General features: G+C 66.1%; 24 protein-coding genes and 1 pseudogene. 11 read left to right on the top strand and 14 right to left on the bottom strand.

From position 1 onward, the window contains the following. Positions 1-193: 193 nt before the first annotated feature. Both katG and ACFDSW_RS04990 read left to right on the top strand, forming a co-directional pair. Positions 194-2,428: pseudogene (gene katG / locus ACFDSW_RS04995) on the top strand (catalase/peroxidase HPI). 283 nt (positions 2,429-2,711) lie between these two features. Further along, positions 2,712-4,040, top strand: a complete 1,329-nt coding sequence (locus ACFDSW_RS04990; protein ID WP_375249176.1) for a PQQ-dependent sugar dehydrogenase — start codon at positions 2,712-2,714, stop codon at positions 4,038-4,040. Between the two features lie 20 nt (positions 4,041-4,060). Here the strand turns inward: ACFDSW_RS04990 and ACFDSW_RS04985 are convergent, their stop codons facing one another. Then, entirely contained in the window at positions 4,061-4,363 is a 303-nt protein-coding gene (locus ACFDSW_RS04985; protein WP_375249175.1) for a polyhydroxyalkanoic acid system family protein, read from the bottom strand. Further along, positions 4,360-4,794, bottom strand: a complete 435-nt coding sequence (locus ACFDSW_RS04980) for a VOC family protein (protein WP_375249174.1) — start codon at positions 4,792-4,794, stop codon at positions 4,360-4,362. Before ACFDSW_RS04980 ends, ACFDSW_RS04985 begins: the two co-directional genes overlap by 4 nt. 101 nt (positions 4,795-4,895) lie before the next feature. On the opposite strand from ACFDSW_RS04980, the gene lnt reads away from it, so the two are divergent. Both lnt and metK read left to right on the top strand, forming a co-directional pair. Continuing rightward, complete coding sequence (gene lnt, locus ACFDSW_RS04975) at positions 4,896-6,443, top strand: apolipoprotein N-acyltransferase (protein ID WP_375249173.1); 1,548 nt, start codon at positions 4,896-4,898, stop codon at positions 6,441-6,443. A gap of 45 nt (positions 6,444-6,488) precedes the next feature. Further along, on the top strand, positions 6,489-7,691 hold the full coding sequence (gene metK, locus ACFDSW_RS04970) for a methionine adenosyltransferase (RefSeq protein ID WP_375249172.1): 1,203 nt from the start codon (positions 6,489-6,491) through the stop codon (positions 7,689-7,691). A gap of 52 nt (positions 7,692-7,743) precedes the next feature. Here the strand turns inward: metK and ACFDSW_RS04965 are convergent, their stop codons facing one another. From ACFDSW_RS04965 to ACFDSW_RS04950, 4 genes are read right to left on the bottom strand one after another with little or no spacing between them, the layout of a single operon-like run. Beyond that, the gene (locus tag ACFDSW_RS04965; RefSeq protein ID WP_375249171.1) at positions 7,744-8,832 is read right to left on the bottom strand and encodes an AI-2E family transporter; all 1,089 of its coding nucleotides are present in this window, start codon (positions 8,830-8,832) and stop codon (positions 7,744-7,746) included. Between the two features lie 20 nt (positions 8,833-8,852). Further along, on the bottom strand, positions 8,853-9,482 hold the full coding sequence (locus ACFDSW_RS04960) for a phosphatase PAP2 family protein (RefSeq protein WP_375249170.1): 630 nt from the start codon (positions 9,480-9,482) through the stop codon (positions 8,853-8,855). Between the two features lie 2 nt (positions 9,483-9,484). Further along, entirely contained in the window at positions 9,485-10,306 is an 822-nt protein-coding gene (locus tag ACFDSW_RS04955; protein WP_375249169.1) for a formate/nitrite transporter family protein, read from the bottom strand. A gap of 56 nt (positions 10,307-10,362) precedes the next feature. Continuing rightward, positions 10,363-11,133: a hypothetical protein gene (locus ACFDSW_RS04950; RefSeq protein WP_375249168.1), complete on the bottom strand. Its 771-nt coding sequence runs from the start codon at positions 11,131-11,133 to the stop codon at positions 10,363-10,365. Between the two features lie 49 nt (positions 11,134-11,182). Here ACFDSW_RS04950 and ACFDSW_RS04945 point away from each other — a divergent pair, with 49 nt between their 5' ends. The 3 genes from ACFDSW_RS04945 (at position 11,183) to ACFDSW_RS04935 (ending at position 14,386) form a co-directional block, all read left to right on the top strand. Further along, positions 11,183-11,863, top strand: coding sequence for a tRNA (guanine(46)-N(7))-methyltransferase TrmB (locus ACFDSW_RS04945; protein ID WP_375249167.1), 681 nt, complete (start codon positions 11,183-11,185; stop codon positions 11,861-11,863). A 147-nt stretch (positions 11,864-12,010) separates the two neighbouring features. Then, positions 12,011-13,747, top strand: coding sequence for a TadE/TadG family type IV pilus assembly protein (locus ACFDSW_RS04940; RefSeq protein WP_375249166.1), 1,737 nt, complete (start codon positions 12,011-12,013; stop codon positions 13,745-13,747). Positions 13,748-13,894: 147 nt separating this feature from the next. Then, positions 13,895-14,386: a hypothetical protein gene (locus tag ACFDSW_RS04935; protein ID WP_375249165.1), complete on the top strand. Its 492-nt coding sequence runs from the start codon at positions 13,895-13,897 to the stop codon at positions 14,384-14,386. Positions 14,387-14,439: 53 nt separating this feature from the next. Here ACFDSW_RS04935 and ACFDSW_RS04930 read toward each other — a convergent pair whose 3' ends face one another. The 5 genes from ACFDSW_RS04930 to ACFDSW_RS04910 form a co-directional block, all read right to left on the bottom strand. Continuing rightward, positions 14,440-15,420, bottom strand: a complete 981-nt coding sequence (locus ACFDSW_RS04930) for a cation diffusion facilitator family transporter (RefSeq protein WP_375249177.1) — start codon at positions 15,418-15,420, stop codon at positions 14,440-14,442. Positions 15,421-15,812: 392 nt separating this feature from the next. Further along, the gene (gene metH, locus ACFDSW_RS04925) at positions 15,813-18,500 is read right to left on the bottom strand and encodes a methionine synthase (RefSeq protein ID WP_375249164.1); all 2,688 of its coding nucleotides are present in this window, start codon (positions 18,498-18,500) and stop codon (positions 15,813-15,815) included. A gap of 106 nt (positions 18,501-18,606) precedes the next feature. Then, the gene (locus tag ACFDSW_RS04920; RefSeq protein ID WP_375249163.1) at positions 18,607-19,653 is read right to left on the bottom strand and encodes a homocysteine S-methyltransferase family protein; all 1,047 of its coding nucleotides are present in this window, start codon (positions 19,651-19,653) and stop codon (positions 18,607-18,609) included. A 106-nt stretch (positions 19,654-19,759) separates the two neighbouring features. Further along, positions 19,760-20,701: a methylenetetrahydrofolate reductase [NAD(P)H] gene (gene metF / locus ACFDSW_RS04915; protein WP_375249162.1), complete on the bottom strand. Its 942-nt coding sequence runs from the start codon at positions 20,699-20,701 to the stop codon at positions 19,760-19,762. Continuing rightward, positions 20,698-21,648 carry an ArsR/SmtB family transcription factor gene (locus ACFDSW_RS04910; protein WP_375249161.1) on the bottom strand — a complete coding sequence of 317 codons (951 nt, stop codon included), beginning with the start codon at positions 21,646-21,648 and terminating at the stop codon, positions 20,698-20,700. The genes metF and ACFDSW_RS04910 overlap by 4 nt, the downstream gene beginning before the upstream one ends. Before the next feature lie 164 nt (positions 21,649-21,812). On the opposite strand from ACFDSW_RS04910, the gene ACFDSW_RS04905 reads away from it, so the two are divergent. The 3 genes from ACFDSW_RS04905 to ACFDSW_RS04895 are packed head-to-tail and all read left to right on the top strand — an operon-like array spanning position 21,813 to position 23,289. After that, positions 21,813-22,109: a hypothetical protein gene (locus ACFDSW_RS04905; RefSeq protein ID WP_375249160.1), complete on the top strand. Its 297-nt coding sequence runs from the start codon at positions 21,813-21,815 to the stop codon at positions 22,107-22,109. Positions 22,110-22,162: 53 nt separating this feature from the next. Then, positions 22,163-22,336, top strand: a complete 174-nt coding sequence (locus ACFDSW_RS04900) for a hypothetical protein (protein ID WP_375249159.1) — start codon at positions 22,163-22,165, stop codon at positions 22,334-22,336. Further along, the gene (locus tag ACFDSW_RS04895; protein ID WP_375249158.1) at positions 22,333-23,289 is read left to right on the top strand and encodes an aldo/keto reductase; all 957 of its coding nucleotides are present in this window, start codon (positions 22,333-22,335) and stop codon (positions 23,287-23,289) included. The genes ACFDSW_RS04900 and ACFDSW_RS04895 overlap by 4 nt, the downstream gene beginning before the upstream one ends. 4 nt (positions 23,290-23,293) lie before the next feature. Here ACFDSW_RS04895 and ACFDSW_RS04890 read toward each other — a convergent pair whose 3' ends face one another. After that, positions 23,294-23,986, bottom strand: coding sequence for a DUF2490 domain-containing protein (locus ACFDSW_RS04890; RefSeq protein WP_375249157.1), 693 nt, complete (start codon positions 23,984-23,986; stop codon positions 23,294-23,296). A gap of 180 nt (positions 23,987-24,166) precedes the next feature. On the opposite strand from ACFDSW_RS04890, the gene ACFDSW_RS04885 reads away from it, so the two are divergent. Continuing rightward, positions 24,167-24,820 carry a hypothetical protein gene (locus ACFDSW_RS04885; protein ID WP_375249156.1) on the top strand — a complete coding sequence of 218 codons (654 nt, stop codon included), beginning with the start codon at positions 24,167-24,169 and terminating at the stop codon, positions 24,818-24,820. Here ACFDSW_RS04885 and ACFDSW_RS04880 read toward each other — a convergent pair. Continuing rightward, the gene (locus tag ACFDSW_RS04880; RefSeq protein ID WP_375249155.1) at positions 24,817-25,512 is read right to left on the bottom strand and encodes a DUF4893 domain-containing protein; all 696 of its coding nucleotides are present in this window, start codon (positions 25,510-25,512) and stop codon (positions 24,817-24,819) included. The genes ACFDSW_RS04885 and ACFDSW_RS04880 overlap by 4 nt on opposite strands. Next, positions 25,509-26,127: 3-hydroxybutyrate dehydrogenase (locus ACFDSW_RS04875; RefSeq protein ID WP_375249154.1), on the bottom strand; the 619-nt coding region annotated here is incomplete at its 5' end. The genes ACFDSW_RS04875 and ACFDSW_RS04880, both read right to left, overlap by 4 nt.

Below are 26,127 nucleotides of genomic sequence, written 5' to 3'. Positions count from 1 at the left end.
CCCGGTGCCGCCTTCCCCTCTTTATATGATGGCGCTTGCTGATCGCCTTGCTCGATCATGCCGTTCGTTAATTCGCATTTTTCCGATTACCGCCCGGCGGGTAGGGTCGTGTCATCGAAACGAACAGAGGCTGGGGCAAAGTGTGCCCGGCCGATCGCTCCGGCAGGGGCGGCGCTTGAGAGGAGAAGTTCGAATGGACAAGATCGCCGACGGCAGCCCGCTGAGCTGCCCGATGAAGGAGCCCGCCGCGCTCCGCGCTTAGCTGGGCCGAACAAACCGCGATGGGAGGCCGAACCAGCTGCCGCGCGGTAGACTTCATCAGAAGGGGCTGACGGGCAATCCGTGGGGCGATGACTTCGACTATGCCGCGGAATTCCTGAAGCTCGATCTGAATGCCGTGAAGGCTGATCTGCGTGCGCTGATGACCGACAGTCAGCCGTGGTGGCCGGCGGATTACGGGCATTACGGTCCGTTCTTCATCCGCATGGCTTGGCATTCGGCCGGCACCTATCGCACCGGCGACGGTCGCGGCGGCTCGACCTCGGGCGCGCAGCGTTTCGCTCCGCTCAACAGCTGGCCGGATAACGCCAATCTCGACAAGGCGCGCCGCCTGCTGTGGCCGATCAAGCAGAAGTACGGCCGCGCGCTCAGCTGGGCCGATCTGTTCATCCTGACCGGCAACGTCGCGATCGAATCGATGGGCGGCCCGGTGTTCGGCTTCGGCGGCGGCCGCCAGGACGATTACGAGCCCGAGAAGGACGTCTATTGGGGCACGGAAGAGGAATGGGTCGGTCATGCCGACAACCAGACCCGCATCCAGCCGGACCGCGAAATGGTGCTGGAAAGCCCGCTGGCGGCGATTCAGATGGGCCTCATCTACGTCAATCCCGAAGGCCCCGGCGGCCATCCCGACGCGGCGCAATCGGCCCGCGACATTCGCGAAACCTTTGGCCGGATGGGCATGAACGACGAGGAAACCGTCGCCTTGACCGCGGGCGGCCACACGTTCGGCAAGGCGCATGGCGCGGGCGATGCCTCGCTGGTCGGGGCCGAGCCGGAGGGTTCGGATATCGCGCAGATGGGCCTCGGCTGGACGTCGTCGCATGAAAGCGGCTTCGGCGACCACACGATCACCAGCGGTATCGAAGGTGCATGGACCCCGACCCCGATCAAATGGGACATGACCTATTTCGACATGCTGCTCGACCATGAATATGAGCTGGTCCGCAGCCCCGCCGGGGCGAAGCAGTGGCAGCCGGTCGGCAATCCCGAAGAGACGCTGGCGCCGGGCGCGCATAGCCCGGACCGTCGCGTTCCGACGATGATGACGACCGCCGACATGGCGATGAAGGTCGATCCCAAGTACCTGGAGATCATGAAGAAATTCCGGGCCGACCCGGATTATTTCGCCGATGCCTTCGCGCGTGCCTGGTTCAAGCTGTGCCACCGCGACATGGGGCCGAAGGTGCGTTACCTCGGCGCCGACGTGCCGCAGGAAGATCTGATCTGGCAGGATCCGATCCCGGCGGTCGATCACCCGCTGATCGATCAGGGCGATGTGGCGTCGCTGAAGGCGAAGCTGCTCGGCTCCGGCCTGTCGGTGTCCGATCTCGTGCGCACCGCCTGGGCATCGGCGTCCACCTATCGCGGGTCGGATCACCGCGGCGGCGCGAATGGCGCGCGGATCCGGCTGGCCCCGCAGAAGGACTGGGACGTCAACGAGCCGGCGAAGCTGGCACGGGTGCTGGGCGTGCTGGAACAGATCAAGAGCGACTTCGACGGCGCCGCGAGCGGCGGCAAGAAGGTCTCGATCGCCGACCTGATCGTGCTGGGCGGTGTAGCGGCCATCGAAAAGGCGGCGAAGGACGCGGGGCATGACGTCACCGTGCCATTCACGCCGGGCCGCACCGATGCGACCGAGGAGCAGACCGACGCCGAAAGCTTCGACGTGCTGGAGCCCAAGGCCGACGGTTTCCGCAACTATCTGCAGGTGCGGTTCAACGTCCCCACCGACGAATTGCTGGTGGATCGTGCGCAGTTGCTGAAGCTGAGCGCGCCTGAAATGACGGTGCTGGTCGGCGGCCTGCGCGTGCTGGGCATCAACCACGGTGACGCGAAGCATGGCGTCTTCACCGATCGTGTCGGCCAGCTGACCAACGACTTCTTCGTCAATCTGCTCGACATGGGCACGGCCTGGAAGCAGGTCGATGGCGAAGGGGACGAGACCTATATCGGCACCGATCGCGCCACCGACGAGGAGAAGTGGACCGCCACCCGCACCGATCTGGTGTTCGGCTCCAACTCGCAACTGCGCGGGCTGTGCGAGATATATGCCTGCAACGACGCGAAAGAAAAGTTCGTGAACGACTTCGTCAAGGCATGGACCAAGGTAATGGATGCCGATCGTTTTGAACTGGTTCGCCGCTGAGAGTTCAGCTAGTAAGCCATTGAAGGATCGAGGGGACCGGGCGTCATTGCCCGGTCCCCTCCGCGTTTTCCGGCCTTGCATGCCCTTCGGGTCGCCCGAATGCTGCGTGGTCGGGGGTCGCCGGCGTGCCCCCCACGTCGGCGGCCTTTTTCCGTCTGTCGGGCGGATGTCCACGGGCCCGGTCGAAGGCCGGCGATACAGCACGATCCGGGCCAAGCGCCCCGCCCCGCGTTTCTCCGTACCGATGGTTCACCCACCCCGCAAAAGCAGCTAGGGTCCCGGCATGCGCAGACACATCCTCGCCGTTATCGGTCTTGTCCTTCTCGTCGGTATCGCGGTGGTCGCCTGGCTGGCCTGGCCCGACAAGGCGCGGGTCGATCTTGCCAACGTTGCCGGCGCCCGACCCGAGATCACCGCGCCGCGCGAACAGGTGCTGCCGACGGTGAAGACCGCCAAGCCGATCGGCTGGGCGCAGGGGCAAACCCCGGTTCCGGCCACCGGACTGAAGGTCGCCGCTTTTGCGACCGGCCTCGACCATCCGCGCTGGCTGTATCGCCTGCCCAACGGCGATGTGCTGGTCGCCGAGACGAACTCCCCGCCCCGCGACGGTGGTGGCATCAAGGGCTGGGTGATGCGGATGCTGATGGGGCGGGTGGGCGCGGCGGTGCCCTCGGCAAACCGCATCACGCTGCTGCGCGATGCCGATGGAGACGGCGTCGCCGAGGTGAAGACGCCGTTCATGACCGGGCTAAACTCACCCTATGGCATGGCGCTGCTCGACGGGCAGTTGTATATCGCCAACACCGACGCACTGGTGCGCGTGCCATATCAGGAAGGCGCAACCAGGATCACCGCCAAGCCCGAGCTGGTCGTCAAACTGCCGGGGGGCGGCAATCACTGGGCACGCAACGTGATCGCGGCGGAGGACGGCCGCACCCTCTACGTCTCGGTGGGGTCGGCTTCGAACATCGCCGAGAACGGGCTGGACAAGGAACGCTTCCGCGCCGCGATTCTGCAGGTCTATCCGAAGGAAAAGACCTTCCGCATCTTCGCCGCAGGGCTGCGCAACGCCAATGGCATGGCGCTGGTGCCCGGCACCAACCGCCTGTGGACGGTCGTCAACGAACGCGACATGCTGGGTTCGGACCTCGTTCCCGACTATCTGACCGCGGTCGAACTGGGCGATCATTTCGGGTGGCCTTGGTATTATTGGGGTGGCTATGTCGATCCGCGCGTCGAGCCGAAGAACCCGCAGCTGCAGCAATATGCGAAGCGCCCCGATTACGCGCTGGGGCCGCATGTCGCGGCGCTGGGGCTGACCTTCGCCAACGACGCGAAACTGGGCGATCGCTTCGCGCGCGGTGCATTCATCGGCGAGCATGGCTCCTGGAACCGCGCGCCGCTGTCCGGCTATAAAGTGGTGTTCGTGCCGTTCACGGAGGCGGGCTGGCCGGTCGCCAATGCCAAGCCGATCGACGTGCTGACCGGCTTCGTCAACGCCGACGGAAAGGCGCATGGTCGCCCGGTCGGCGTCATCACCGATCGCACCGGGGGGCTGCTGGTCGCGGACGATGTCGGGAATGTGATCTGGCGCGTGGCGGCGGCCGGCTAACCCGCGGCGCACGCTCCGCGCTACTCCAGCAGCTTCGGCCCGTCCTTCTGCAATTTGGCGCGGAGCGGCTCCGCGAACATCGCCAGGAAGGCGGGAAGCTGGAACACGGCATGGACATTGCGGTCCGCCACCTCCAGCCGCACCGCCACGCGCTGCCCCATCCCCTCGACGGTGAAATGCAGCGTATCGCCGTCCCAGCGATGCTCGGTGACATGTCCGCCGGGCACATAATTCGCGAACTTGCCAAAGCCGCCCTCGATTCGCTGCCTGGCGGCGGCGGTGCCGAGCTGATGCGGCAGGTCGACCTCGATCGGCTGGCTCATGCGGCATTCCTCTCGGTTTCGAACAACATGCGATCGTCCGCGAACGCCTTGAACTCCAGCGCGTTGCCGCTGGGATCGCGGAAGAACATCGTGGCCTGTTCGCCCGCCTGCCCTTCGAAGCGGACATGGGGCGCGATGCCGAAGACGATCCCCGCCGCACGCACCCGTTCGGCAAGCGCCTGCCAATCGGGCATCGTCAGCACGATGCCGAAATGCGGCACCGGCACGTCATGCCCGTCGACCGCATTTTCGACCGTCACCGCCCGGGCGGCGGGATCGAGATGCGCGACGATCTGGTGGCCGCCGAAATCGAAATCGATCCATGTATCGCTCGACCGCCCTTCGCGGCATCCAAGGATATCGCGATAGAAAGCGCGCGCGGCAGCCAGATCGTGGACGGGGAAAGCAAGATGGAACGGGCGCAGTGTCATGCGCCTGTGATACGCCGCGCGCAGGCACCCGTCACCACCCTTTGCACCAGGCGCTCGTTCCGGCTTGTCGCCACGCACTGATCAGGACATCACCCCCGACGATGATCGCCCTCACCCGCCGCTATCCCGCCCTGACCGCCCTGCTGCTCGGCGCGGCCGCCGCCTGTGGCTTCGCGCCGCTCGATGCCTGGTGGCTGGCGCTGCCGTGTATCGCGCTGTGGATGGCGCTGGTCCATGAAGCGCCGGGCGCGCGGCAAGCGGCGTGGCGCGGCTGGGCCTTCGGGGTCGGCCATTTCACGATCAACGACAATTGGTTCCAGCATGCGTTCGACTTTCAGGACCGGATGCCGCCGGTGATCGGCTATGCGGCGCCGGTCGCGCTGGCATTGTATCTCGCGGTCTATCCTGCGCTTGCCGCGTGGCTGGTGTGGCGGTTGCGGCGACCGGTGCTGGATGCCGCGTGGGTCCTGCTGTTCGCCGCCGCCTGGATGCTGACCGAATGGCTGCGAAGCTGGGTGTTTACCGGTTACGCCTGGGATCCGCTCGGTGTGATGTGGCTGGGGCTGCCGTTCCGGGCGGTCGCCCTGTTCGGGCGCGACATCGGCACGTATGCGCTGTCGGGGCTGTTGATCGTCACAGCCGGCGCGCTGGCGCTCGGTGTCGCGCGTCGCCGCTGGCGGCTGGGCGCGGTGCTGGTCACGATCGTGCTGGTGCAGGTCGTCCGCGTCGCCCTGACGCCGCTGCCCACCGCCCCGGCGACGGCGCCGCGTCTGGTGGCGGTACAGCCCGCCGTGCCGCAGGATCAGCGCGGTGAGAGCGATCAGGCGATGATGCTTGCCCGCCTGACGCAGCTGTCGGGCCGCCCTGGCCCGGTGCCGCGCCTGGTCGTCTGGCCCGAGGGCGTCATCCGCGACTTCATCGAGCCCGGCTATCCGTCGTGGATCTATGGCGACAGCAGCCCTTATGCCACCCGCGCGCGCATGGCGTCGGTGCTCGGCCCGCGCGACATGCTGATGACCGGCGGCACCGCGCTGCATTTCGGCACCTCCGTCTATCCCGACACCGCCGCCAATTCGGTCTTCGTGATCGACCCCGCCGGGCGGATCCGTGGACGCTACGACAAGGCGCATCTGGTGCCCTATGGCGAGTATCTGCCGATGCCCTGGCTGTTGAAGCCGCTCGGCCTGTCGCGCCTCGTTCCCGGCGACATGGATTTCTCCGACGGCCCCGGCCCGCGCACGCTGACGCTGCCGGGGTTCGGCGCGATCGGGGTTCAGATTTGCTATGAGATCATCTTCTCGGGGCAGGTGATCGATCGGGCCCGGCGGCCTCGCCTGATCTTCAATCCGTCCAACGAGGCGTGGTTCGGCGCATGGGGTCCGCCGCAATTCCTGCGACAGGCGCAAATGCGTGCGATCGAGGAAGGGCTGCCGATCGTCCGTGCCACCCCCAACAGCAATTCCGCGATCATCGCCGCCGACGGCACGGTGCTGGCCACGGTGCCGCATCATGCCCCCGGCGCGGCGGAAGCGCCCTTGCCACCCGCTCTGCCGCCGACGCTGTTCGCACGGCTGGGCAACGCGGCCGCGTTGCTGTGCGGCCTCGCGCTGGTCGCCATCGCCGTTGCCATTCGCCGTCGCGCCCGATAAAGACATAAAGATAGCTTTATGTCTTTATTTCTCACTGGAGCGTCCATGCGTCAGTCGTTCATCTTCACGTCCGAGTCCGTGTCGGAAGGCCACCCCGACAAAGTCGCCGATCAGATTTCCGACGCGATCGTCGATCTGTTCCTGTCGAAGGATCCCGAAGCGCGCGTCGCATGCGAGACGCTGACGACGACGCAGCTCGTCGTGCTGGCGGGGGAAATCCGCGGCAAGGGCGTGTATGAAAACGACCAATGGGCCCCTGGCGTCGAGGCGGAGATCGAGGCGGCGGTGCGTGCCACGGTGAAGCGGATCGGCTACGAGCAGTCGGGCTTCCACTGGAACGAATTCAAGTTCCTCAACAATCTGCACGGCCAGTCGGCGCATATCGCGATGGGTGTCGACGAAAGCGGCAACAAGGACGAGGGCGCCGGCGACCAGGGGATCATGTTCGGCTATGCGACCGACGAAACCCCGGGCCTGATGCCAGCGACGCTCTATTACAGCCACAAGATCCTGGAGCGCATGGCGGCGGATCGTCATTCGGGCGCGGCCCCCTTCCTGGAGCCGGATGCGAAGAGCCAGGTGACGCTGCAATATGAGAATGGCGTCCCGGTGAAGGCGACCGCGCTTGTCGTCTCCACCCAGCATTCGGCGGACCTGTCGAACGACGCCGGCCAGGCGAAGCTGCGCGACTATGTGAAGGGCGTGTTCGCCGAGGTGCTGCCCGACGGCTGGCTGCCCGAGGACAAGGCGATTTACGTCAACCCGACCGGCCTGTTCGAGATCGGTGGCCCGGACGGTGACGCTGGCCTGACCGGGCGCAAGATCATCGTCGACACCTATGGCGGCGCAGCCCCCCACGGTGGCGGCGCGTTCAGCGGCAAGGATCCCACCAAGGTCGATCGCTCCGCCGCCTATGTCGCCCGCTATCTGGCGAAGAACGTGGTCGCGGCGGGACTGGCCAAGCGTTGCACGATCCAGCTCTCCTACGCGATCGGCGTCGCCGAACCGCTATCGGTGTATGTCGATCTGCACGGCACCGGTACGGTCGCGGAAGCCCGGCTGGAAGCCGCGCTGCCGAAGCTGGTACGCCTGACCCCCAAGGGCATCCGCGAGCATCTGAAGCTCAACAAGCCGATCTATTCGAAGACCGCGGCTTATGGCCATTTCGGCCGCGACGCCGAGGGTGATCTGTTCACCTGGGAAAAGACCGATCTGGTCGACGATCTGAAAGCCGCCGTCGCGGGCTGAGGATCACGCCGGGCGGGTGGTTCGCCACCCGCCCCTCTACCCTCGGCGCGCGTCAGCGCCTCTCTTCGTCCCCCACCGCCGTCGCGGGGACGCCGCGCTGTTCCGCCATCGCCTGCCAGCCGGTGATGAACAGCGCCGCCACCACCGGGCCGACGACGATGCCGCTAAGCCCCAGCGCCTCGATCCCGCCCAGAGTGGTGACCAGCACCAGCCAGTCGGGAATACCCGTGTCCCGCCCGACGAGGATCGGACGCAGGATATTGTCCGCCAGGCCGATCACCAGCACCCCCGATGCGATCACCACCGCCGCCTGCCAGATCGAATCGGTGGCGAGCAGATAGACCGCTACCGGACCCCAGATGATCGCCGGCCCGATCGCGGGCAGCAGCGCCGCGATCGCCATCAACATGCCCCATAGCAGCGCCGCTGGCAGACCGACGATCCAGAAGGTGATCGCGCCCAGCCCGCCCTGCACCAGCGCGACGACACCGGATCCCTTGATCGTGGCGCGAACGACCGCCACGAACTTGGCCGCCAGCCGGTCCGCCACGTCACGTTCGAGCGGCATCGCCCGCACCACCGCCGGGCCCAGCCACGCGCCATCGCGCAGGAGGAAGAACGTGACATACAGCCCGACGCCGAACGCCAGCAGGAAGGCCGCCGCATTGCGCCCGATCGACAGCGCCTGTTGCGCGATCACGCTGACGCTGTTGCTGACCGCGGCGCTGAGCCGTGACTGCACCCGCTCGAAACTGCCGAAGCCGTAGGAGTCGAGCAATTGCCGCAACCGCGTCGGTAGGGCGTCATGCACCTGTTCGAAATAGGCGGCGAAGTTGATCTGGCCGGACCGCATCTGCTGATACACGCCCGCCGCCTGATCGATCACCAGGCTGGCAAGGATCAGCGCGGGCACGACGACCGCGAAGGTGATGATCAGCAAGGTGAGCGCCACCGCCAGATTGCGCCGCCCGTTCAATCGGATCAGCATGCGCTGGTACATCGGCTGAAACAGCAGCGCGGCCAGCGCCGCCCATAGCAGTGCCCCCACGAAGCTGGCGACGATCACGCCCAGCCCGATCGTGATCAGCGCCAGAAACAGAATGAAACCGCCGCTTTCGACGCGGCGACGATCAATGGCCATAGTCTCCCCTTCCCGGTCGATCAGCTTGGGTGCGCTTCGGTTTCGGCCTCCGCCGCCGATGTCGCGCGTTGCTCGCCATAGCGCTCGATCGTGCCGAACGCCCAACTCGCCAGTCGTTCCGCAACCCAGCCAATCGCCGCCCCGGCCGCGACATCGGTGGCATAATGCGCGCCGCGTGCGACCTGCCCCGCGCCGGCCACTCCCGCAGCCAGCTGTGCCGGCACCGCGACGGCCGGCATGTCGTGCCCGACCGCCCGGGCCACCGCCACCGCCCCGGCGGCGTGGCCTGAGGGAAAGGCGTTGCGACTGCTATCGTCCGTACCGTGGCCGGCGCCGATTTCCGATCCGTCACGCGCCGCATTCGGGCGGACGCGATCCACGCTCGCCTTCATCACCGTCTTCAGCCCGGTGGCGATCAGGTGACTGGCCAGCATACGCGCGCCACTGCGGGCCAGCGCCGGCCGGCGCAACGCCGCCCCCAGCGCCAGCGTACCGATCCCCAATGCCAGCAGCGGTGGTTCGTCAGTGGCCTTGGCCACCGGCGTCAGCGCGCGGGTGATCGCCGATCCGATCAACGCCTGCGTCGCGATCGTCGCCCGATGTTCTTGCTTGGCCGCCTTGCGCAGCTTGTCCTTGCTCTTCTTGCCCATCGTCACCAATCCTCGCCACCAGCCGCCGGGACCTCGCCGCTGACCTGACCATGCGCAAGGACGCTGAACAACCCGGCGCCCCCCAGCAGATTGCCCGCCACCGCCGGCAGAATCAGCGTCGCCAGCGTCCGCCCAACCGATACGTCACCGTGCCACATCAACAGAAATGCCTCCGCGGACCCGACCACCGAATGGCTGAGCCCGGCCGCACCGACGGTCCAGGTCACCGCGAAGATCACGAAAAAGGCCTGTTCGCGGCCATTGGGCAGCATCCAGGCGATGCTGGCGATCAGGAAGCCCGCCGGAATGGCGGTCAGGAAGGTGGCGAGCGCATCATGGGTGAGGATGCGTTGCGACACCTCGACCATCGCTTCGCGCAGCGCGATATCGATCAGCCCGGCATAGGACAGCGCCAGGGTCGCGACCGCGGTGCCGATCAGATTGGCACTCAGCACGATTCCCCATAGCCGCATCGTTCGGCGCAGCCCCGCCCGCGTTGGCCGCGCCACCAGCGGCAGCATCGCGGTGATCGTGCTTTCGGTGAAGAACTGCATACGGCCCAGGATGACGATGACGAAGCCGATCGGATAGCCGAAGCTCACCAGCAGCGTCTTCGCCGGGGACTCGGGCAGCGCCAGATGCAGCGCGCCCTCCGCCAGCAACGAGGCGTTGATCGCCAGCCCGGCCGCCAGCGCGGACCAGAACAGCGACGCGGTGGGCCGATCGAGCTCGCGCTCCCCCTCTTCGCGCACCGCCCGGTGCACCTCTCGCGGCTCGGCGGCCTTGAGATCCTCGACCGCTTCCGTCTCGACATCTTTTCCCATCGGGAGCGAACGGACGGCGAACCGTTTCGCTCCCGCACGGTTGTTTTCGTACCCGATTAGGGTTGCAGCGCGGCGGTATAGGCGACGAACGGCTCGGCCAGCACCATACGGCCATCGCGCCACACCTGCACGCCGCCGCCGCCCTTCGCCGTATCCACCGATGCCAGCACGCGATAGACATAGCCGGCGTTGTTGAACTCAAACACCCGGCGCCCGCCGCGCTGGTCGACCAGCCGCCCATTGTCGATCGTCAACGATGCGCGCGTATCGTGCCCGGCGCCCGCCTGCGGCAACTCGGGCAGGTTCGAATCGGCGTTGTAGCTGCGATAGCGATAGCCGTTGGTTGGCGTCTGCGTGATCTGGATCGACCGGCGTGCGGTGACCCCCAGGATGCGCGTCTGCGGCATGAAGCGGCAGACATTCTCATGTCCGGCCCAGCGCACCCCGACGATCGCGGGCGTGGTGGCGGGCGGATCGACCATGCCGGGATTGACGGCGTGCACCGCACCCGTCGACTGCCCCGCCCCGTCGAGCAGCGGATACCATATCTGGCCGGCACCGGCATCGCCCGCGCCGATACGCACCGGCGTCTGCTGGCCGGCAAGGCCGGGTCGGGCGAACACGCTCAACATCGCCCGGCGCGCCTTGTCCGGGGCGGATAGCACCAGGACGCGATCACCGTCGATCGCGTCGCAGACGAACACCGCCGGGCGCCACCCCTCGGGCGCTCGCTGCATGGAAATCGACCGGGGCGTCTGCAACTGCCCCCATGCCGCCAGCGGCGCTGCCAGCGCCATGGTCGCCACGCCGATCGTCCACCCACGCATTGATCGTCCTCCGTTTCGTTTCCGCGCCAAAGCCGTTAGGCGGCGCTGCATGAATGATCCCACAACGATCCGCCGGCTCTATGGCCGGCGTCAAGGCCATGCGCTTCGCGCCGGCCAAGCCGCGCTGGTCGAGGAAACGCTGCCGCTGCTATCGGTACCAGCCGATGGCGCGCTCGACGCGGAGCGCCTGTTCGGCGACGAGCGGCCGTTACAGGTGGAGATCGGCTTCGGCGCGGGGGAGCATCTCGCAGCGCAGGCCGCCGCCGCGCCCGGCACGGGCTTCATCGGCTGCGAGCCGTTCCTCAACGGTGTCGTCGGCGCGCTCGGCCATATCCGCGACGGCGGGCTCACCAACGTGCGGATTCATATGGGTGACGCGCTGGAGGTGATCGAACGGCTGCCTGATGCCTCGCTGGAGCGCGTCTACCTGCTCCACCCGGACCCCTGGCCAAAGGCACGTCACGCGAAGCGGCGCATGATGAACCACGGCCCGCTCGACCTGATCGCGCGCAAGCTGAGGCCGGGCGCCGAGTTCCGCCTGGGCACCGACGACCCGACCTATTGCCGTTGGGCGATGATGGTGATGGACCAGCGCCGCGACTTCCTATGGCAAGCGCGACGCCCTGAGGATTTTCTTCACCGACCCGACGACTGGCCCGAAACACGTTACGAACGCAAGGCGCGCCGGCATGGGCACGAGGTCTGGTACTTCCGGTATGTGCGCATATGATCGCGCTATTATAGACTTACGCCGAATCAGTCGGCGGTGCGTTCAATCGCACTGTTCGAGACTTACAGTTCCGCCACGTTAACCACGTCGTTTCAGGCTCCATTATGCCTGTCGGGCGCATAGCTTGACGTCATGCAGGGGCGGGATTTGCATACGACCATCAACGGGTCTTCCGGCCAATCGCCGGCGACGTGCCGTGGCGCATTGCTCGGGCGGATCGGCCGGTCACGCTCGGGCAACGTGATGATGATGACCGCGATCGGTATCATCCCGCTGATCGCGATGATCGGCGGCGCGGTCGACGTCAGCCGTGTCTATATGACCTATGCCCGGCTGCAGCAGGCTTGCGACGCCGGAGCGCTCGCTGGCCGAAAGGCGATGCAGAACGTCACTGCGCTGAGCGGCGCCGAGCAGGCGAAGGCGAACGAATTCTTCGACTTCAACTTTCCGACCGGAACCTATGACGGGCGGAATATCGCTCGCTCGTTCGCCAAGGGAGGCGACGGCACCGTCGTCGGGAACGCCTCGGTAACCTTGCCGACGACGTTGATGAAGATCTTCGGTTTTACCACCATCCCCGTGTCGGTGTCGTGCCAGGCAACGCTCAATATCCCCAACACCGACGTGATGTTCGTGCTGGACGTCACCGGATCGATGGCCGATCCCGCGTCCAGCGGGGAAACGACGAGCAAGCTCGACGGGCTCAAGCAGGCGGTGAAGGACTTTTACGGCGCTCTGGGGCCTGGCGCGCCGTCGGGCCCGGGGCGGGTGCGCTACGGCTTCATGCCTTATTCCAGCAACGTCAATGTCGGCCGGATCATCTACAATTTGAACCGGGCGTATATTGCGGGCGGAACAGGTAGCGAGAACGTGCCGTATCAGTCGCGGTCCGCCTATACCTACCGGGATTACAGAGGAAATTTGCAGGTCGCCTGGACATACCAGCGGATCAATTACGATGTTTCAACTGTCGTACAAAACGGTACGGCGGCGAATCCCACTTATTATACGGGCACGGGCCAGGCCAACAACCCGAACATCAACAACGGTTATTATTCCTCCAACGGGCGCACCTATACCTATACGGTTTCGACGCCGTCGACGATTGGGTGGAATGGTTGCATCGAGGAAGCGTCGAGCAACAACACGATCACCACGGGATCCTCGATCACTCCCCCCAGCGACGCATTCGACCTAATGATCGACCTGATCCCGAACAGCGCGGCGACCCGTTGGAAACCGTTTCTGCCGGACATCCAGTTCGATCGAAGCGGCTGGTGGCTTGGCCGCGATCGTGGCTGGGTGGCGAGCGGCTTCGCTGCTTGCCCGCGCGAAGCGTCGGTGCTGCAGCAATATGCATCGGACTATAACGCCACGTCGAAAAGCTCGGCATCGTTCAGCGCCTATGTCGACTCGCTGACCGCCGTCGGCGGCACCTATCACGATATCGGGCTGATCTGGGGCGGGCGCTTCCTGTCGCAGGACGGCATTTTCGGCACTACCAATGCCGATGCCGCCGCACCGGGGGCGTATCAGGTATCGCGCAACATCGTGTTCATGACCGACGGCACCCTCGATACGCGCGCCGCCGCCAACGATCCGTGGGGTATCAACAATCTCGACGGTCGCATCCGCCCGACGAACGCGAGCGACTCCGACATGAACGCTGCGCACCAGCGGCGTACCGAGATCATCTGCAATCAGATGAAGGGCAAGGGCTTCACGGTCTGGGTGGTCGGCTTCGGCGTGACCCAATTGTCCACCACGCTGCAGCAATGCGCCAGCGACAGTGCACATTGGGCGGTGGCAACCGACACCGCAGCGCTGCGCGCCGCGTTCGCCAAGATCGCCCAGACTATCGGTGGCCTGCGCCTGTCTTCGTGACCGATCTCGCGGAATGGCGGTATCCCGTTAATTTTTCAGTGATTACGTTGATGCAGAATTAACTACATTGAAGTCTTACCCGCGGCCTCCTTAGACCCGGGTCATGATTTGGGTGCTACGCTTCTCCTGTATCGATCGGCGCCGCAGGTGATCGTTCTTCCTCTCACCGGGGGATCGCGCGGCGAAGGGGTGCGCGCGACCGATACGTTCGAGGCGCGCGCCGCTCGAACCGCGCATTGGTACGCCCGCCTCTCCGGCGCGCTGATCGCCCTGCGCAGCCATTTCGATGGCGACCTCGACCTGCTGGTCATCTATCTGATCTTCGCCGCCGCGGCGAAGCCCGCCCGGCGCGGCCACGCGGTTCAGTCGCGCGGCATCAATGCGTTGAGCATCGCCGACATCTCGTCGATCCCGCGCGAAACCGTCCGGCGCAAGCTTCGTCGCCTCGCTGCGCTCGGTTACCTTCGGCTGGAAGACGACGGTCTCTGGTATTGCGTCGAGGCCGAGGCGGTGGCGGGCATCAACTTCTTCCTCGATCGCCTGCGCAGCACCGACGACAGCGCGCTGCCGGTGCTTGAACGGCCCGAGATCAAACCGGCCCGGCAACGGCGCGACAAGCGGCGGGCCATCGCGCGCTAGATGCAGCGGAGCCCGCTCGCGCATCCGCACGACGCCGCATCATCGCCTGACCATCATGCGACGATCGCGTCCTCGCGGCGTTCGGGCCTGATGTAGATCGACGCCAGTTGCGGGAGAAGATCATGCAACTCCCGCTCGATATCCTCGATCAGCCGCTCGCCGTCGCCCATCGTCAGTTCGTCGGCAAAGTCCGCGCTGATCGCGACGAAGATCGCCTCCGGCGCAGTATGGATGGTGCGAACGTGGTTGACCGCGCGGATCTGCGGCCGGCGAGCGAGCGTTTCGCGGATCGTCGTGATCAGCCCTGCGTCTGCACTCTCCCCGATCAGCAGTCCCTTTGCTTCGCGCGCCAGCAACAGCGCCACCGCCGCTAACAGCGCGCCGATCGCGATCGACGCCGCGCCATCGAGCCGCGGTTCAGCAAAATGATGACTCGCCCAGACGCCGATCGCGGCCAGCACCAACCCCGCCAGCGCGGCGCTATCCTCGAACAGAACCATGAAGCCGGCGGGATCCTTGGACGCCCGTATGGCTTTCCACCAGCCGGCATTGCCGCGCGTGGCGTTGAATTCGCGCATCGCCAGCGTCCAGGATCCCCCCTCCAGCACGAAGGCGATTCCCAACACGATATAGTTGACCGCCGGATCGCGAAGGGGTTCGGGTTCAAGGATATGCAGGTAGCCCTCGTAGATCGAGATGCCTGCGCCAAGCGCGAAGATCAGCATCGCCACCACGAACGCCCAGAAATACAGTTCCCGACCATAGCCGAACGGATGCAACCGATCCGGCGCGCGCGCGGCGCGTTTTTGCCCGTGCAGCAACAGGATCTGGTTGCCACTGTCCACCAGGGAGTGAACGCCCTCGGTCAACATCGACGAGGAGCCGGTGAGACTGGCGGCGATGAACTTCGCCACCGCGATTCCCACATTGGCCGCGAGCGCGCCATACAACACCAGATTGGCACGGATCGCCGCCAGCCATCCCCCCCGGCCGGCCGCCTGGTCCGTCGCCTGCGCCTGTCGCTGTTCCGCCATATCGATCCTGCCCCCTTCGGACAGGCTCAACGCCTTCGCCCGGTCGATTTCTTCATCCCTGCAATCCCGGCAACCGATCGACGCGCCTTCGCATGCAAACGATCATGGCGTCTTGCAACGATATCGATCGGGACGATCACTCTGCCGAATTACTTACTCATTCCGGGCGTGGGAGCGCTATTCTCGCGAGTCGTTTTTTGTGTTAGTTACAGCCGCAATCGATCCTGTCGATCTATGGGGAAGGATGCATGGTGGCCGACACGATGAGCCGTCGTCGACGCATCGGGGTGTGGATGATCCTTTCGCTCGCCAGTTGGGCGGCGGTGGTCACCTCGGTGAAGGTGGCGTTGCTGCTCTTCCGGTAACCGGCGTCGCTTGCCACCCCGCCGGGGTCAGTCGAGGTTCGGGCGCAACAGTCGCGTCGCACGTTCCTCGTCGACCCCCAGCCGCCGGGCGTAATCGTCCCGCTGATCAAGCCCGATCCGCGCCACGCCGAAATATTCGGCTTGCGCATGCCCGAAATAGAAACCGCTGACCGCCGCGGTCGGCAGCATCGCGAAGCTTTCGGTCAGCTCCAGCCCGACATTGGCTTCGGCGTCCAGCAAGTCGAACAACGTGCGCTTCAGGCTGTGTTCCGGGCAGGCGGGATAGCCGGGCGCCGGGCGAATGCCGCGGTATTGCTCGCGGATCAGCGCCTCGTTGGTAAGCTGCTCGTTGGGGGCATAACCCCATAGGGTGGTGCGGACATGCGCGTGCAGCGCCTCCGCGAACGCCTCCGCCAGACGGTCCGCCAGCGCCTTCAGCAGGATGTCGTTGTAATCGTCATTGTCGGCCTTGTAGCGCGCCAGATGCGCGTCGATGCCGTGAATGCCGACCGCGAAGCCGCCGATCCAGTCACCAGCGGGATCGATGAAGTCCGCCAGCGACATGTTCGCGCGGCCCTCGCGCTTGGCGATCTGCTGACGCAGGAACGGCAGCCGCGTCGAATGTTCGTTCGATCGGTTCAGGTCGGGAAGGTGCAGCCCGGCGGGAACGCCGCCGCCATCGGGCGTGCGCGTGTCGACGCTATGCCGATCGTGCACCCAGACGTCATCGTCATGCCGGTGACACGGCCACAGGCCGGCAACGCCGCGCGCGACAAGCCATTTCTCGGAAACGACGCGATCGAGCATCGCCTGCGCATCCTCGTACAGCGAGCGCGCACTCTCCCCGACGATCGCATCGTCGAGGATCGCCGGATAGGTGCCCGCCAATTCCCAAGCGCGAAAGAACGGCGTCCAGTCGATGTAGCGGCGCAGGTCCGCCAGATCCCAATCGTCGAACACGTGCACGCCCGGCTGCACCGGCGCGGGCGCCTTCAGCGCCATGTCAGCGGCAAAGCCGCGCCGACGCGCCTCGTCGAGCGGCAGCAGCGCATTCTGCCCCTTGCCCTCGCGCGCGTCGCGTACTGCCTGATATTCGGCAGCGACGTTCGTGACATAGGCCTCGGCCTGGGTTTCCGACACCAGCGTCGTCGCGACACCCACCGCGCGGCTGGCATCGAGCACGTGGACGACCGGCCCGGTATAAGCGGGTGCGATACGCAGCGCGGTGTGCACCTTCGAGGTGGTCGCGCCCCCGATCAGCAGCGGCATCCGCATCTGCGCGCGCTGCATCTCCTCCGCCACGGTCACCATCTCGTCCAGTGACGGCGTGATCAGGCCTGACAGGCCGATCATGTCGGCGTCATTCTCGTTCGCCGCCTCGAGAATCTTCGACCAGGGCACCATCACCCCCAGGTCGATCACCTCAAAGCCATTACACTGCAGCACGACGCCGACGATATTCTTGCCGATATCGTGCACATCGCCCTTCACCGTCGCCATCACGACGCGGCCCTTGGCCTTCGCGCCTGCCGACTGTTCGGCCTCGATGAACGGCAACAGATGCGCGACCGCTTTCTTCATCACCCGCGCGCTCTTCACCACCTGCGGCAGGAACATCTTGCCCGCGCCGAAAAGGTCGCCGACGACGTTCATGCCCTGCATCAGCGGCCCTTCGATCACCTCGATCGGGCGCCCGCCGCGCGCGGCGATATCCTGACGCGCAATCTCGGTATCCTCGACGACATGCGCGTCGATGCCCTTCACCAGCGCATGTTCCAGCCGCTTGACGACATCCCAGCCGCGCCATTCCTGTGCGGCTTTTTCCGCGACGGCATCGGTGCCGCGGAATTTCTCCGCCAGCGCGACCAGCCGGTCGCCCGCCTCGGGATCGCGGTTGAGGACAACGTCCTCGCACGCCCGGCGCAATTCGGGATCGATCGCGTCATACACGTCGAGTTGCCCGGCGTTGACGATCGCCATGTCCATTCCCGCGGGAATGGCGTGATAGAGGAACACCGAATGCATCGCGCGGCGCACCGGCTCATTGCCACGAAAGCTGAATGACAGGTTCGACAGCCCGCCCGAAATATGGACGTGCGGACAGCGCGCCTTGATGAGGCGACAGGCCTCGATAAAATCGACGGCGTAATTGTTATGCTCCTCGATCCCGGTCGCGACCGCGAACACATTGGGATCGAAGATGATATCTTCCGGCGGGAAGCCGATTCCGACCAGCAGCCTGTAGGCACGCTCGCAGATTTCCACCTTGCGCGCTTGCGTATCGGCCTGCCCCAGCTCGTCGAACGCCATCACCACCACCGCCGCGCCGTAGCGCATGCAGATTCGCGCGTGATGCAGGAACGCCTCCTCGCCTTCCTTCATGCTGATCGAATTGACGATCGGCTTGCCGGAGACGCATTTCAGCCCCGCTTCGATCACGTCCCATTTCGAACTGTCGATCATCACCGGCACGCGCGCGATATCCGGCTCTGCGGCGATCAGCTTCAGGAAGGTCGTCATCGCATGGTGCGCGTCGAGCAGCCCCTCGTCCATGTTGACGTCGACCACCTGCGCGCCATTCTCGACCTGCTGTCGCGCGACCTCGACGGCGCGCGCATAGTCGCCCGCCATGATCATCTTCTTGAACGCCGCCGATCCGGTGACGTTGGTCCGCTCACCGATGTTGACGAACGAGGTGGAGGAGTTGGTGGTCATAGCAACAGCATTATCCCGGCGCATACCGGGATCCGGAGTTCCGGGCGGCAGCGCATGTGGCTCTGGACCCCGGCCTGCACCGGGGTGATCGTCAAGGTGCGGGCGGCTAGGCCGCCATCGTGAACGGCTCCAGCCCTGCCAGCCGTGTCCGCACCGCCGGCGACGGCACCGCGCGCGGAGCGACGCCGCGCACCCGCTCCGCGATCGCGGCGATATGCGCGGGGGTCGAGCCGCAACAACCGCCCAGCACGTTCACCTGGCCCGCCTGCGCCCATTCGGCGACCAGCCCGGCGGTGGTCGCCGGCGCCTCGTCATAGGCGCCCAGTTCGTTGGGCAAGCCGGCATTGGGATAGACCATGATCAGCGTATCGCAGATCTCGCTCAACGTCTTGACGTGCGGGCGCAGCTGCTCCGCACCGAAGGAGCAATTCAGCCCGATCGTCAGCGGCTTCGCATGCCGCACCGCGTGCCAGAACGCCTCGACGGTATGTCCGGAGAGGTTACGACCTGACAGATCGGTCAGCGTCATCGACAGCATGATCGGCAGGTCGCGGCCCAGCGCGTCGCCCGCCTCCAGCGCGGCCATGATCCCCGCCTTGGCATTGAGCGTGTCGAACACCGTCTCGATCAACACCATGTCCGCCCCGCCCTCGACCAGCGCGTCGATCTGTTCGCGATAGACTTGCTTGAGATGGTCGAAGTCGATCTCGCGATAGCCGGGGTCGTTGACGTCGGGGCTGAGCGAGAGCGTCTTGTTGGTTGGCCCGATCGCCCCCGCGACGAAGCGCGGACGACCGTCCTTCGCCTGGAATTCGTCCGCGATCCGTCGCGCCAGTTGCGCGCTCTCGACATTGATCTCGCGCACCAGATGCTCCGCGCCATAATCGGCCTGGCTGATCCGGTTGGCGGAGAAGGTGTTGGTTTCCGCGATATCCGCTCCCGCCTCGAAATAGGCGCGGTGGATCGAAGCAGGCACATGCGGCGCGGTCAGCGCAAGGATGTCGTTATTGCCCTTCTGGTCGTGCGTCAGGCCAAGAGCGCCGGCATAATCCGCCTCGGACAGCTTCCAGTTCTGGATCTCGGTGCCGAACGCGCCGTCGGTGATCAGGATGCGCTTCGCCGCCTCGGCGCAGAAGGTTTCGCGGATGGTCATGCTCTTACTCCGTCGCACCGGCGCGCGCCGGTGCCTCTGTTCGGCCGGGGCGTGCGTAGCGCCCGAAACCCCGGGTTTCGCCGGGGTGCCGCTCGATCACGTCCGGTCACGCCGCCGCGGCGGTGGTGCACGGCCGCGCGCGCACACCGAGCAGATGGCAGATCGCGAAGCTCAGCTCCGCCTTGTTCATCGTATAGAAATGCAGTTGCTTGACACCGCCGGCGTACAGCTTGCGGCACAGTTCGGCGGCCACGGTCGCCGCGACCAGCTGCCGCGCGGCGGGCTTGTCGTCCAGCCCGTCGAACAATCGCACCAGCCAGCCGGGCACGTCGGTGCGGCACATCGCCGCCATCCGCTGCACACCCGCGAAGCTGCCGATCGGCATGATGCCGGGCACGATCTCGGCGTCGATGCCCGCTGCCGCAGCGGCGTCACGATACCGGAAGAAGGTTTCGGCCTCGAAGAAGAATTGCGTGATCGCGCGGTTCGCGCCGGCGTCCAGCTTGCGCTTCAGATTGTCGAGATCCGAACGCTGGTCGGCCGAATTCGGATGCCCCTCGGGATAGCCCGCCACCGAAATCTCGAACGGGTGCAGCCGCCGCAATCCAGCGACCAGTGCCGCCGCATTCTCATAGCCCCCGGGATGCGGCGCGTAGCTGGAGACGCCGGCGGGCGGATCGCCCCGCAGCGCGACGATGTGGCGCACGCCCGCCGCCCAATATTCCTCCGCGATCGCGTCGATCTCCGCCCGGGTGGCCTCGACGCAGGTCAGGTGCGCGGCCGCCGGCACCTGGGTTTCGCGTGCGATACGGGCGACCGTGGCGTGAGTGCGATCGCGCGTCGATCCGCCCGCGCCATAGGTGACCGACAGGAAGCGCGGCCCAAGTGGGCACAGGGTTTCAATCGACTGCCATAGCCCCTCTTCGGCCTTGTCGGTCTTCGGCGGGGAAAATTCGAAACTCACCTCCACGTCGCCGCGCACATCGGCGTAGAGCGGTGCATCGAGGGCGCGACGCGCCTCCTCGAGTTGATTGACCGAGATCGTCATGCCGCCTTCACCTCATGCAACGGCTCGCCGGCTTTCTGCCCGAGCCACAATTTCACCGTCAGCTCCCCGCCCGACAGCGTCTCGATCCGCGCCGGCCACAGCCCGGCGGCGGTGAACCAGCGCTCGATCTGCGCATCGGAGAAGCCAAGCCGCGTATGCGCGTCGCGCGCGCGCAACTCCTCGCGATCGTGGGGCGCGAAGTCCGCGATCAGCAACCGCCCGCCCGGCGACAGCACGCGCGCCGCCTCGACGATCGCGGCGCCCGGCTGCTGCGCGAAATGCAGGACGTGGTGCAGGATCGCGACGTCCGCCGCCGCGTCGCCCAAGGGCAAGGCGTACAGATCCGCCTGCCGCAATTCGGCATTCGCCAGCCCGCGCGCGCCCACCCGTGCCCGCGCCAACCGCAGCATCTCGCTGCTCTTGTCGATCCCCAGGGCGTGCGTCGCGCTGGGCGCGAACAGCTCGATCATCCGGCCCGTGCCGGTGCCGATATCGATCAGCCGCCCTATCTTCGCCGCGCCCAGGATCGACACCATCGCCGCCTCGACCTGCTCCTCCGCCACATGCAGCGACCGGATCGCATCCCATTCGCCGGCATGCGTTTCGAACCACGCCGCCGCCGCCGCGGCGCGATCGGCACGCACCGCCGCCAGCCGCGCGATATCAGCCTGCACCTCCGCCCCGACATCCCAGGCGGACAGCGCCGCCATCACCGGCGCGACCAGCATCTCCTGTCCCAGCGCGACAAACACCCAGCTGCCTTCCTTGCGGCGCTGGGCAATGCCGGCGTCGCACAGGATCTTCACATGGCGTGACACGCGCGGCTGGCTCTGCCCGAGCACCTGCGCCAATTCGCCGACGGACAGCTCCATCGTACCCAGCAACGCGACGATGCGCAGCCGCGTCTCGTCGGCCAAGGCACGGAAAATGTCGAGCGCGGCTTTCATCCAACGACATATAAAGATATCTTTATATGAGGTCAAACGGGATCGTCGTCGGGACCCTTTCGCGCTGCTCTGGCGTTCGCAAACCCGCCCCGGCTATTGTGCCGGCGTAACAATCGATGAGATGTCCGCACGGCGCGGCCATCACAAACAGGGGAGTGAAACCCATGAAGCGTACCATGATTCTGGCACTGTCGGCCGCTACCGCTCTGTCGCTCGCGGCATGCAGCGAGCGCGCGAAGAACGAAACCGCCGAAGCGGGCAATGCCATTGCTGCGGACACCACCGCGACGACCCGCGAAGCCGCTGACGATGTCGACGATGCGACCGATCGCGCGCTCAATTCGGCGGAAAAGACGCTCGACCGCGCAGGCGCGAAGCTGAGCAACGCGGGTGACGCGGCGGCCGATGCGACCGGCAATGCGATGGTGCGGGCCGGCGACGACCTGCGCGACAAAAACTGATCGTTATGGCGCTGCGGGAAAGCTGGCGGACGGGCGGAACGTCTCGCCGCGGCTTGGCCGCGGCGCCAATCTGGCTCGCGCTGCTGCTGGGCGTGGCGGCCTGCTCGGATCGCGACGGCACCACGCCTGGGCTGACCGCGGATCAGGACCAGCAATTGAACGATGCCGCGGCGATGCTCGATGCGAACAGCGTTGCGCTAGAGGAAGTGACGGGAAACCAGCCATGAACGATCAGCCGCTCCGCCGCCTCGGCGCATCCGACCTGAAGATCGCGCCGCTGGTTCTGGGGGGCAATGTCTTCGGCTGGACTGCGGATCGCGAAACGAGTTTTGCCGTCCTGGATGCGTTCGTGGACGGTGGCGGCACGATGATCGACACCGCCGACGTCTATTCGGCCTGGGTAAGTGGCCACAAGGGCGGCGAGTCCGAAAGTGTTATCGGCGAGTGGCTGGCCCGTAGCGGCCGTCGCGACGATGTGCTGATCGCGACCAAGGTAGGCATGCTGCCCGGTGAGGGCGGCGAGAAGCTCGCGCCGGCACGTATCATCGCCGCCTGCGATGCCTCGTTGCAGCGGCTCGGCACCGACCGGATCGACCTGTATTTCGCGCATCAGGACGATGACGGTCCCTCACAGGAGGCGGTGGCGGAAGCCTTTGCCTCGCTCGTCAAGGCGGGCAAGGTCCGTGTGCTCGGCGCGTCGAACTTTCATGCCTCCCGACTGAAATCGGCGGTCGAAACCGCCCGCGCCTTGGGCTTGCCGCATTATCAGGTGCTGCAGCCCGAATATAATCTGGTCAGCCGGCAAAAGTTCGAAGGCGAGTTGCAGGATTATTGCGTCGTCGAGAATATCGGGGTGGTGCCCTATTACGGCCTCGCCGCGGGGTTCCTGACCGGCAAATATCGCTCCCGCGACGACCTTGGCCAAAGCGTGCGCGGCGGACGGATGACCGACCTGCTGGAGGGAAAAGGCGCTGCGATGCTGACGGCGATGGACGCTGTCGCGGAAGAGTCGGGCGCGTCGCTGGCGCAGATCGCACTCGCCTGGCTGATCGCGCAACCCGGCGTCACAGCCCCCATCGCCAGCGCCACGTCAGTCACGCAGCTGAACGAGTTGCTCGGCGCGATGACGCTGCAACTGTCCGACGATCAGCTCGCGCGGCTGACCGACGCGGGCGCCTGAAGCGTCACCACCGCCAGAACACCGATAACGCGATATTGTGCGCGACGGTCGATCGCGCGCCTGGCTGATCGATGACCTGATTGAGGTAGCCGGCCTCCATCGTCGACGTCCCACCGACGGGGATTTCTACGCCGACGAAGGTGCGGACCTGGTCGAAGCCACTACGCGCTCGCCAATCGACGCGGTTGAGCACCCAGAACACTTCGCTGGATGTCAGCGCCCGCACGCTCTTTTCGCCACCGAGCGGAAATTCGAACCGCACCATCTCTCGCACGCGCCATTGCATCTCTCTGCCGTCCGAGCGCCACCGCTCCTCGATTCGCGTTCGCGACGACAGTTCACCGCGTGCAAGGCCGGGGATGGTCCAGCTGATCTGCTGGAACAGGCGATCCTCGTTCGGGTCTCCGGTGCCGGCGACCGGCAGGAAGATGTGCGCATAGCCCTGGTAAAGCGTAAGCCCCTTGGCGACCTCATAGCCGACCGCAGTCCGCGCGAGCACCTGGTCGACACGTGACAGCTCGTCCTGAAGGCGTGGTTGCAGCTCCACGAACCACGCCCCCCTGCCCGCGACCTTTCCCTGCGCGGTCAGGTTGAGCCAGAAGCCGAGATTGTGGTCCGTTCGCGCCGCCGCGGGGGTGGAAACCAGCCCGGCAGCGACGGCGAGAAGAATGACGGCCAGATGACGAGCGCGTGACATGCCGCGCGCGTGCCGTCGCCGGTCGATGAAGTCATGTTACGAATGATGTCATCGGCCGCCGCACCCGGTGCAGCGGGGCGCTGTACGGCGTTGTTCCAACGCTTTACCCCTGCCCTGCCGCTTCTTCTCCGCTGCCAGGAACGTGCCATGTCGTCTGCCCGCCCGTCTCGTCTTCGCGTCATGCCCTGGCCGGCGCTCGCCATGCTGCTGATGCTGTTTGCCGCGATGCCGGCGAAGGCGGCGGTGACGATCACGTTTTGGAGCCGCGATTTCGGCACCTATTTCCCCCACACCTTCTTCACGTTGCGTGGCACGCCGGACAGTGGCGGTGCGCCGGTCGACGCAAGCTATGGCTTCACCGCGAAGTCGGTCAGCCCGGCGCTGCTGTTCGGCAACGTGGCGGGCCGCATCGAACGCCCGAAGAGGACCTATATGGAGGGCAGCTACGCCCGGTTCGAGCGTGTGCTGAGCGACGCGCAATATACCGCGATCCTGCAGCTGATCCGCGCATGGGACGAGAAGACGGGGGACGCCACCTATAATCTCGGCAAGCGCAATTGCGTCACCTTCGTGCGCGAGGCCGCGCGGCGTGCCGGACTGGCCCAGGTGGAATTTCCCAAACTGATGAAGAAGCCGAGCAGCTATCTGCGCGCGGTGATCGCGGCCAATCCGGGGCAGACGATCATCGAACAGAGCGGCCGGCAATGGTTCGCGATGCACCCCCCGCTGACCGACGCCACCGCGCCGGTCGATGCGGTGGAATCGGCCCCCGGCACGATGACGGGGAAGAAAGACGCGGTAGAGCCTGTGAGCCGCCTCCCGACCCAAGGCTAATCCGCCGGGACCAGCTCCAGCACGTCCAGCGTGGATTCGAATGCGGGATAGGGCATCGCCATCCGCCAGCGGCGCGGCCCGACCCGCTCCACCCAGGCGGCGATATCGCGTTCACGATCGCGGCCATAGGGCAAGGCGCGGGCGTCGTCGCCGAGCATCATCGAGCCGAGGAACACCGCGCGTCGCGGTTCGGACGCATAGATCGTCCCGACGTGACGCTGCGATCCGGTCAACTTGACGAACTGCGCCGCGCCATCGGCGGAAACGCCGACGCGACAGGCAAACCAGGGATAGGCCACGAAGGCAGGCATCGCGCCTCCGCCGCCCCCCTGGTTGCCGAGCTTGAAGGCGCGACAGCGGTAATCGCCAGGCGGGGGAACCGGGTCCGACAAGGCGAGGTCCGGCTGGAACAGCGCGCCTTGCTCCGCGATCGCCGTGGCATCGCTGCGCCGCGCGGCGTTCAGCGCCGACAGCCACGCGCGCCGCCAGTCGCGCAGACGCTGGCGATCCGCCACGGTCGCGACCTTCCGCCACCCGCTGGCGGTGCCGGGCGCCCCCATCGCCGGTGGCGACGGCGGCGGCGGCAGCCCCGCGTCGCGTGACCGGACCGTGCCGCACGCCGCCAGCGCAGTCAGCGCGCCGATGCCGACAGCGCGCCGCGCGCAGGATGTGATGTCCAGGAATATCGTCACGCCGCGGTCCAGCCGCCATCCATGCTCAGGTTCGCGCCGGTGATCGACTTCGCCTCATCACGGCACAGGAACAGCGCGAACGCCGCGACCTGCTCCGGCGTGACGAATTCCTTGGTCGGCTGGGCCGCCAGCAGGACATCGTTCATCACCTGATCGCGGCTCATGCCGCGCGCCTTCATCGTATCCGGGATCTGACGCTCGACCAGCGGCGTCCAGACATAGCCGGGCGAAATACAATTGACCGTGATCCCGTCGGTGGCGGTTTCCAGCGCCACCGTCTTGGTCAACCCTACCACCCCGTGTTTCGCTGCGACATAAGCGGCTTTGTTGGGACTGGCGACCAGGCTGTGCGCCGAGGCTGTCGAGATGATCCGGCCCCAGCCCCTGGCCCGCATCAGCGGCACCGCGCCGCGCATCATGTGAAACACGCTGGACAGGTTGATCGCGATGATCGCGTCCCACTTCTCGGGCGGAAAGTCGGCGATGCCCGAGACATATTGGATGCCGGCATTGTTGACGATGATATCCGGGCCACCCCACGCCCGATGCGCACGGTCGATCATCGCCGCGATCTGATCCGGGCTGGACATATCGGCAGGGTCGTACAGCGCCTCG

The organism is Sphingomonas sp. (genome assembly GCF_042091075.1).
In the GTDB taxonomy this organism is placed as follows: domain Bacteria; phylum Pseudomonadota; class Alphaproteobacteria; order Sphingomonadales; family Sphingomonadaceae; genus Sphingomonas.
The sequence above is the reverse complement of the archived record's forward strand: the minus strand, read 5'-3'. Positions and strand labels throughout refer to the sequence as shown.

What these genes read in the sequence shown, in the direction of transcription:
- ACFDSW_RS04990 (WP_375249176.1), top strand. Translation starts at nt 2,712, where the DNA reads ATGCGCAGACACATCCTCGCCGTTATCGGTCTTGTCCTTCTCGTCGGT.
- ACFDSW_RS04985 (WP_375249175.1), bottom strand. Translation starts at nt 4,363, where the DNA reads ATGAGCCAGCCGATCGAGGTCGACCTGCCGCATCAGCTCGGCACCGCC.
- ACFDSW_RS04980 (WP_375249174.1), bottom strand. Translation starts at nt 4,794, where the DNA reads ATGACACTGCGCCCGTTCCATCTTGCTTTCCCCGTCCACGATCTGGCT.
- lnt (WP_375249173.1), top strand. Translation starts at nt 4,896, where the DNA reads ATGATCGCCCTCACCCGCCGCTATCCCGCCCTGACCGCCCTGCTGCTC.
- metK (WP_375249172.1), top strand. Translation starts at nt 6,489, where the DNA reads ATGCGTCAGTCGTTCATCTTCACGTCCGAGTCCGTGTCGGAAGGCCAC.
- ACFDSW_RS04965 (WP_375249171.1), bottom strand. Translation starts at nt 8,832, where the DNA reads ATGGCCATTGATCGTCGCCGCGTCGAAAGCGGCGGTTTCATTCTGTTT.
- ACFDSW_RS04960 (WP_375249170.1), bottom strand. Translation starts at nt 9,482, where the DNA reads ATGGGCAAGAAGAGCAAGGACAAGCTGCGCAAGGCGGCCAAGCAAGAA.
- ACFDSW_RS04955 (WP_375249169.1), bottom strand. Translation starts at nt 10,306, where the DNA reads ATGGGAAAAGATGTCGAGACGGAAGCGGTCGAGGATCTCAAGGCCGCC.
- ACFDSW_RS04950 (WP_375249168.1), bottom strand. Translation starts at nt 11,133, where the DNA reads ATGCGTGGGTGGACGATCGGCGTGGCGACCATGGCGCTGGCAGCGCCG.
- ACFDSW_RS04945 (WP_375249167.1), top strand. Translation starts at nt 11,183, where the DNA reads ATGAATGATCCCACAACGATCCGCCGGCTCTATGGCCGGCGTCAAGGC.
- ACFDSW_RS04930 (WP_375249177.1), bottom strand. Translation starts at nt 15,420, where the DNA reads ATGGCGGAACAGCGACAGGCGCAGGCGACGGACCAGGCGGCCGGCCGG.
- metH (WP_375249164.1), bottom strand. Translation starts at nt 18,500, where the DNA reads ATGACCACCAACTCCTCCACCTCGTTCGTCAACATCGGTGAGCGGACC.
- ACFDSW_RS04920 (WP_375249163.1), bottom strand. Translation starts at nt 19,653, where the DNA reads ATGACCATCCGCGAAACCTTCTGCGCCGAGGCGGCGAAGCGCATCCTG.
- metF (WP_375249162.1), bottom strand. Translation starts at nt 20,701, where the DNA reads ATGACGATCTCGGTCAATCAACTCGAGGAGGCGCGTCGCGCCCTCGAT.
- ACFDSW_RS04910 (WP_375249161.1), bottom strand. Translation starts at nt 21,648, where the DNA reads ATGAAAGCCGCGCTCGACATTTTCCGTGCCTTGGCCGACGAGACGCGG.
- ACFDSW_RS04905 (WP_375249160.1), top strand. Translation starts at nt 21,813, where the DNA reads ATGAAGCGTACCATGATTCTGGCACTGTCGGCCGCTACCGCTCTGTCG.
- ACFDSW_RS04895 (WP_375249158.1), top strand. Translation starts at nt 22,333, where the DNA reads ATGAACGATCAGCCGCTCCGCCGCCTCGGCGCATCCGACCTGAAGATC.
- ACFDSW_RS04890 (WP_375249157.1), bottom strand. Translation starts at nt 23,986, where the DNA reads ATGTCACGCGCTCGTCATCTGGCCGTCATTCTTCTCGCCGTCGCTGCC.
- ACFDSW_RS04885 (WP_375249156.1), top strand. Translation starts at nt 24,167, where the DNA reads ATGCCCTGGCCGGCGCTCGCCATGCTGCTGATGCTGTTTGCCGCGATG.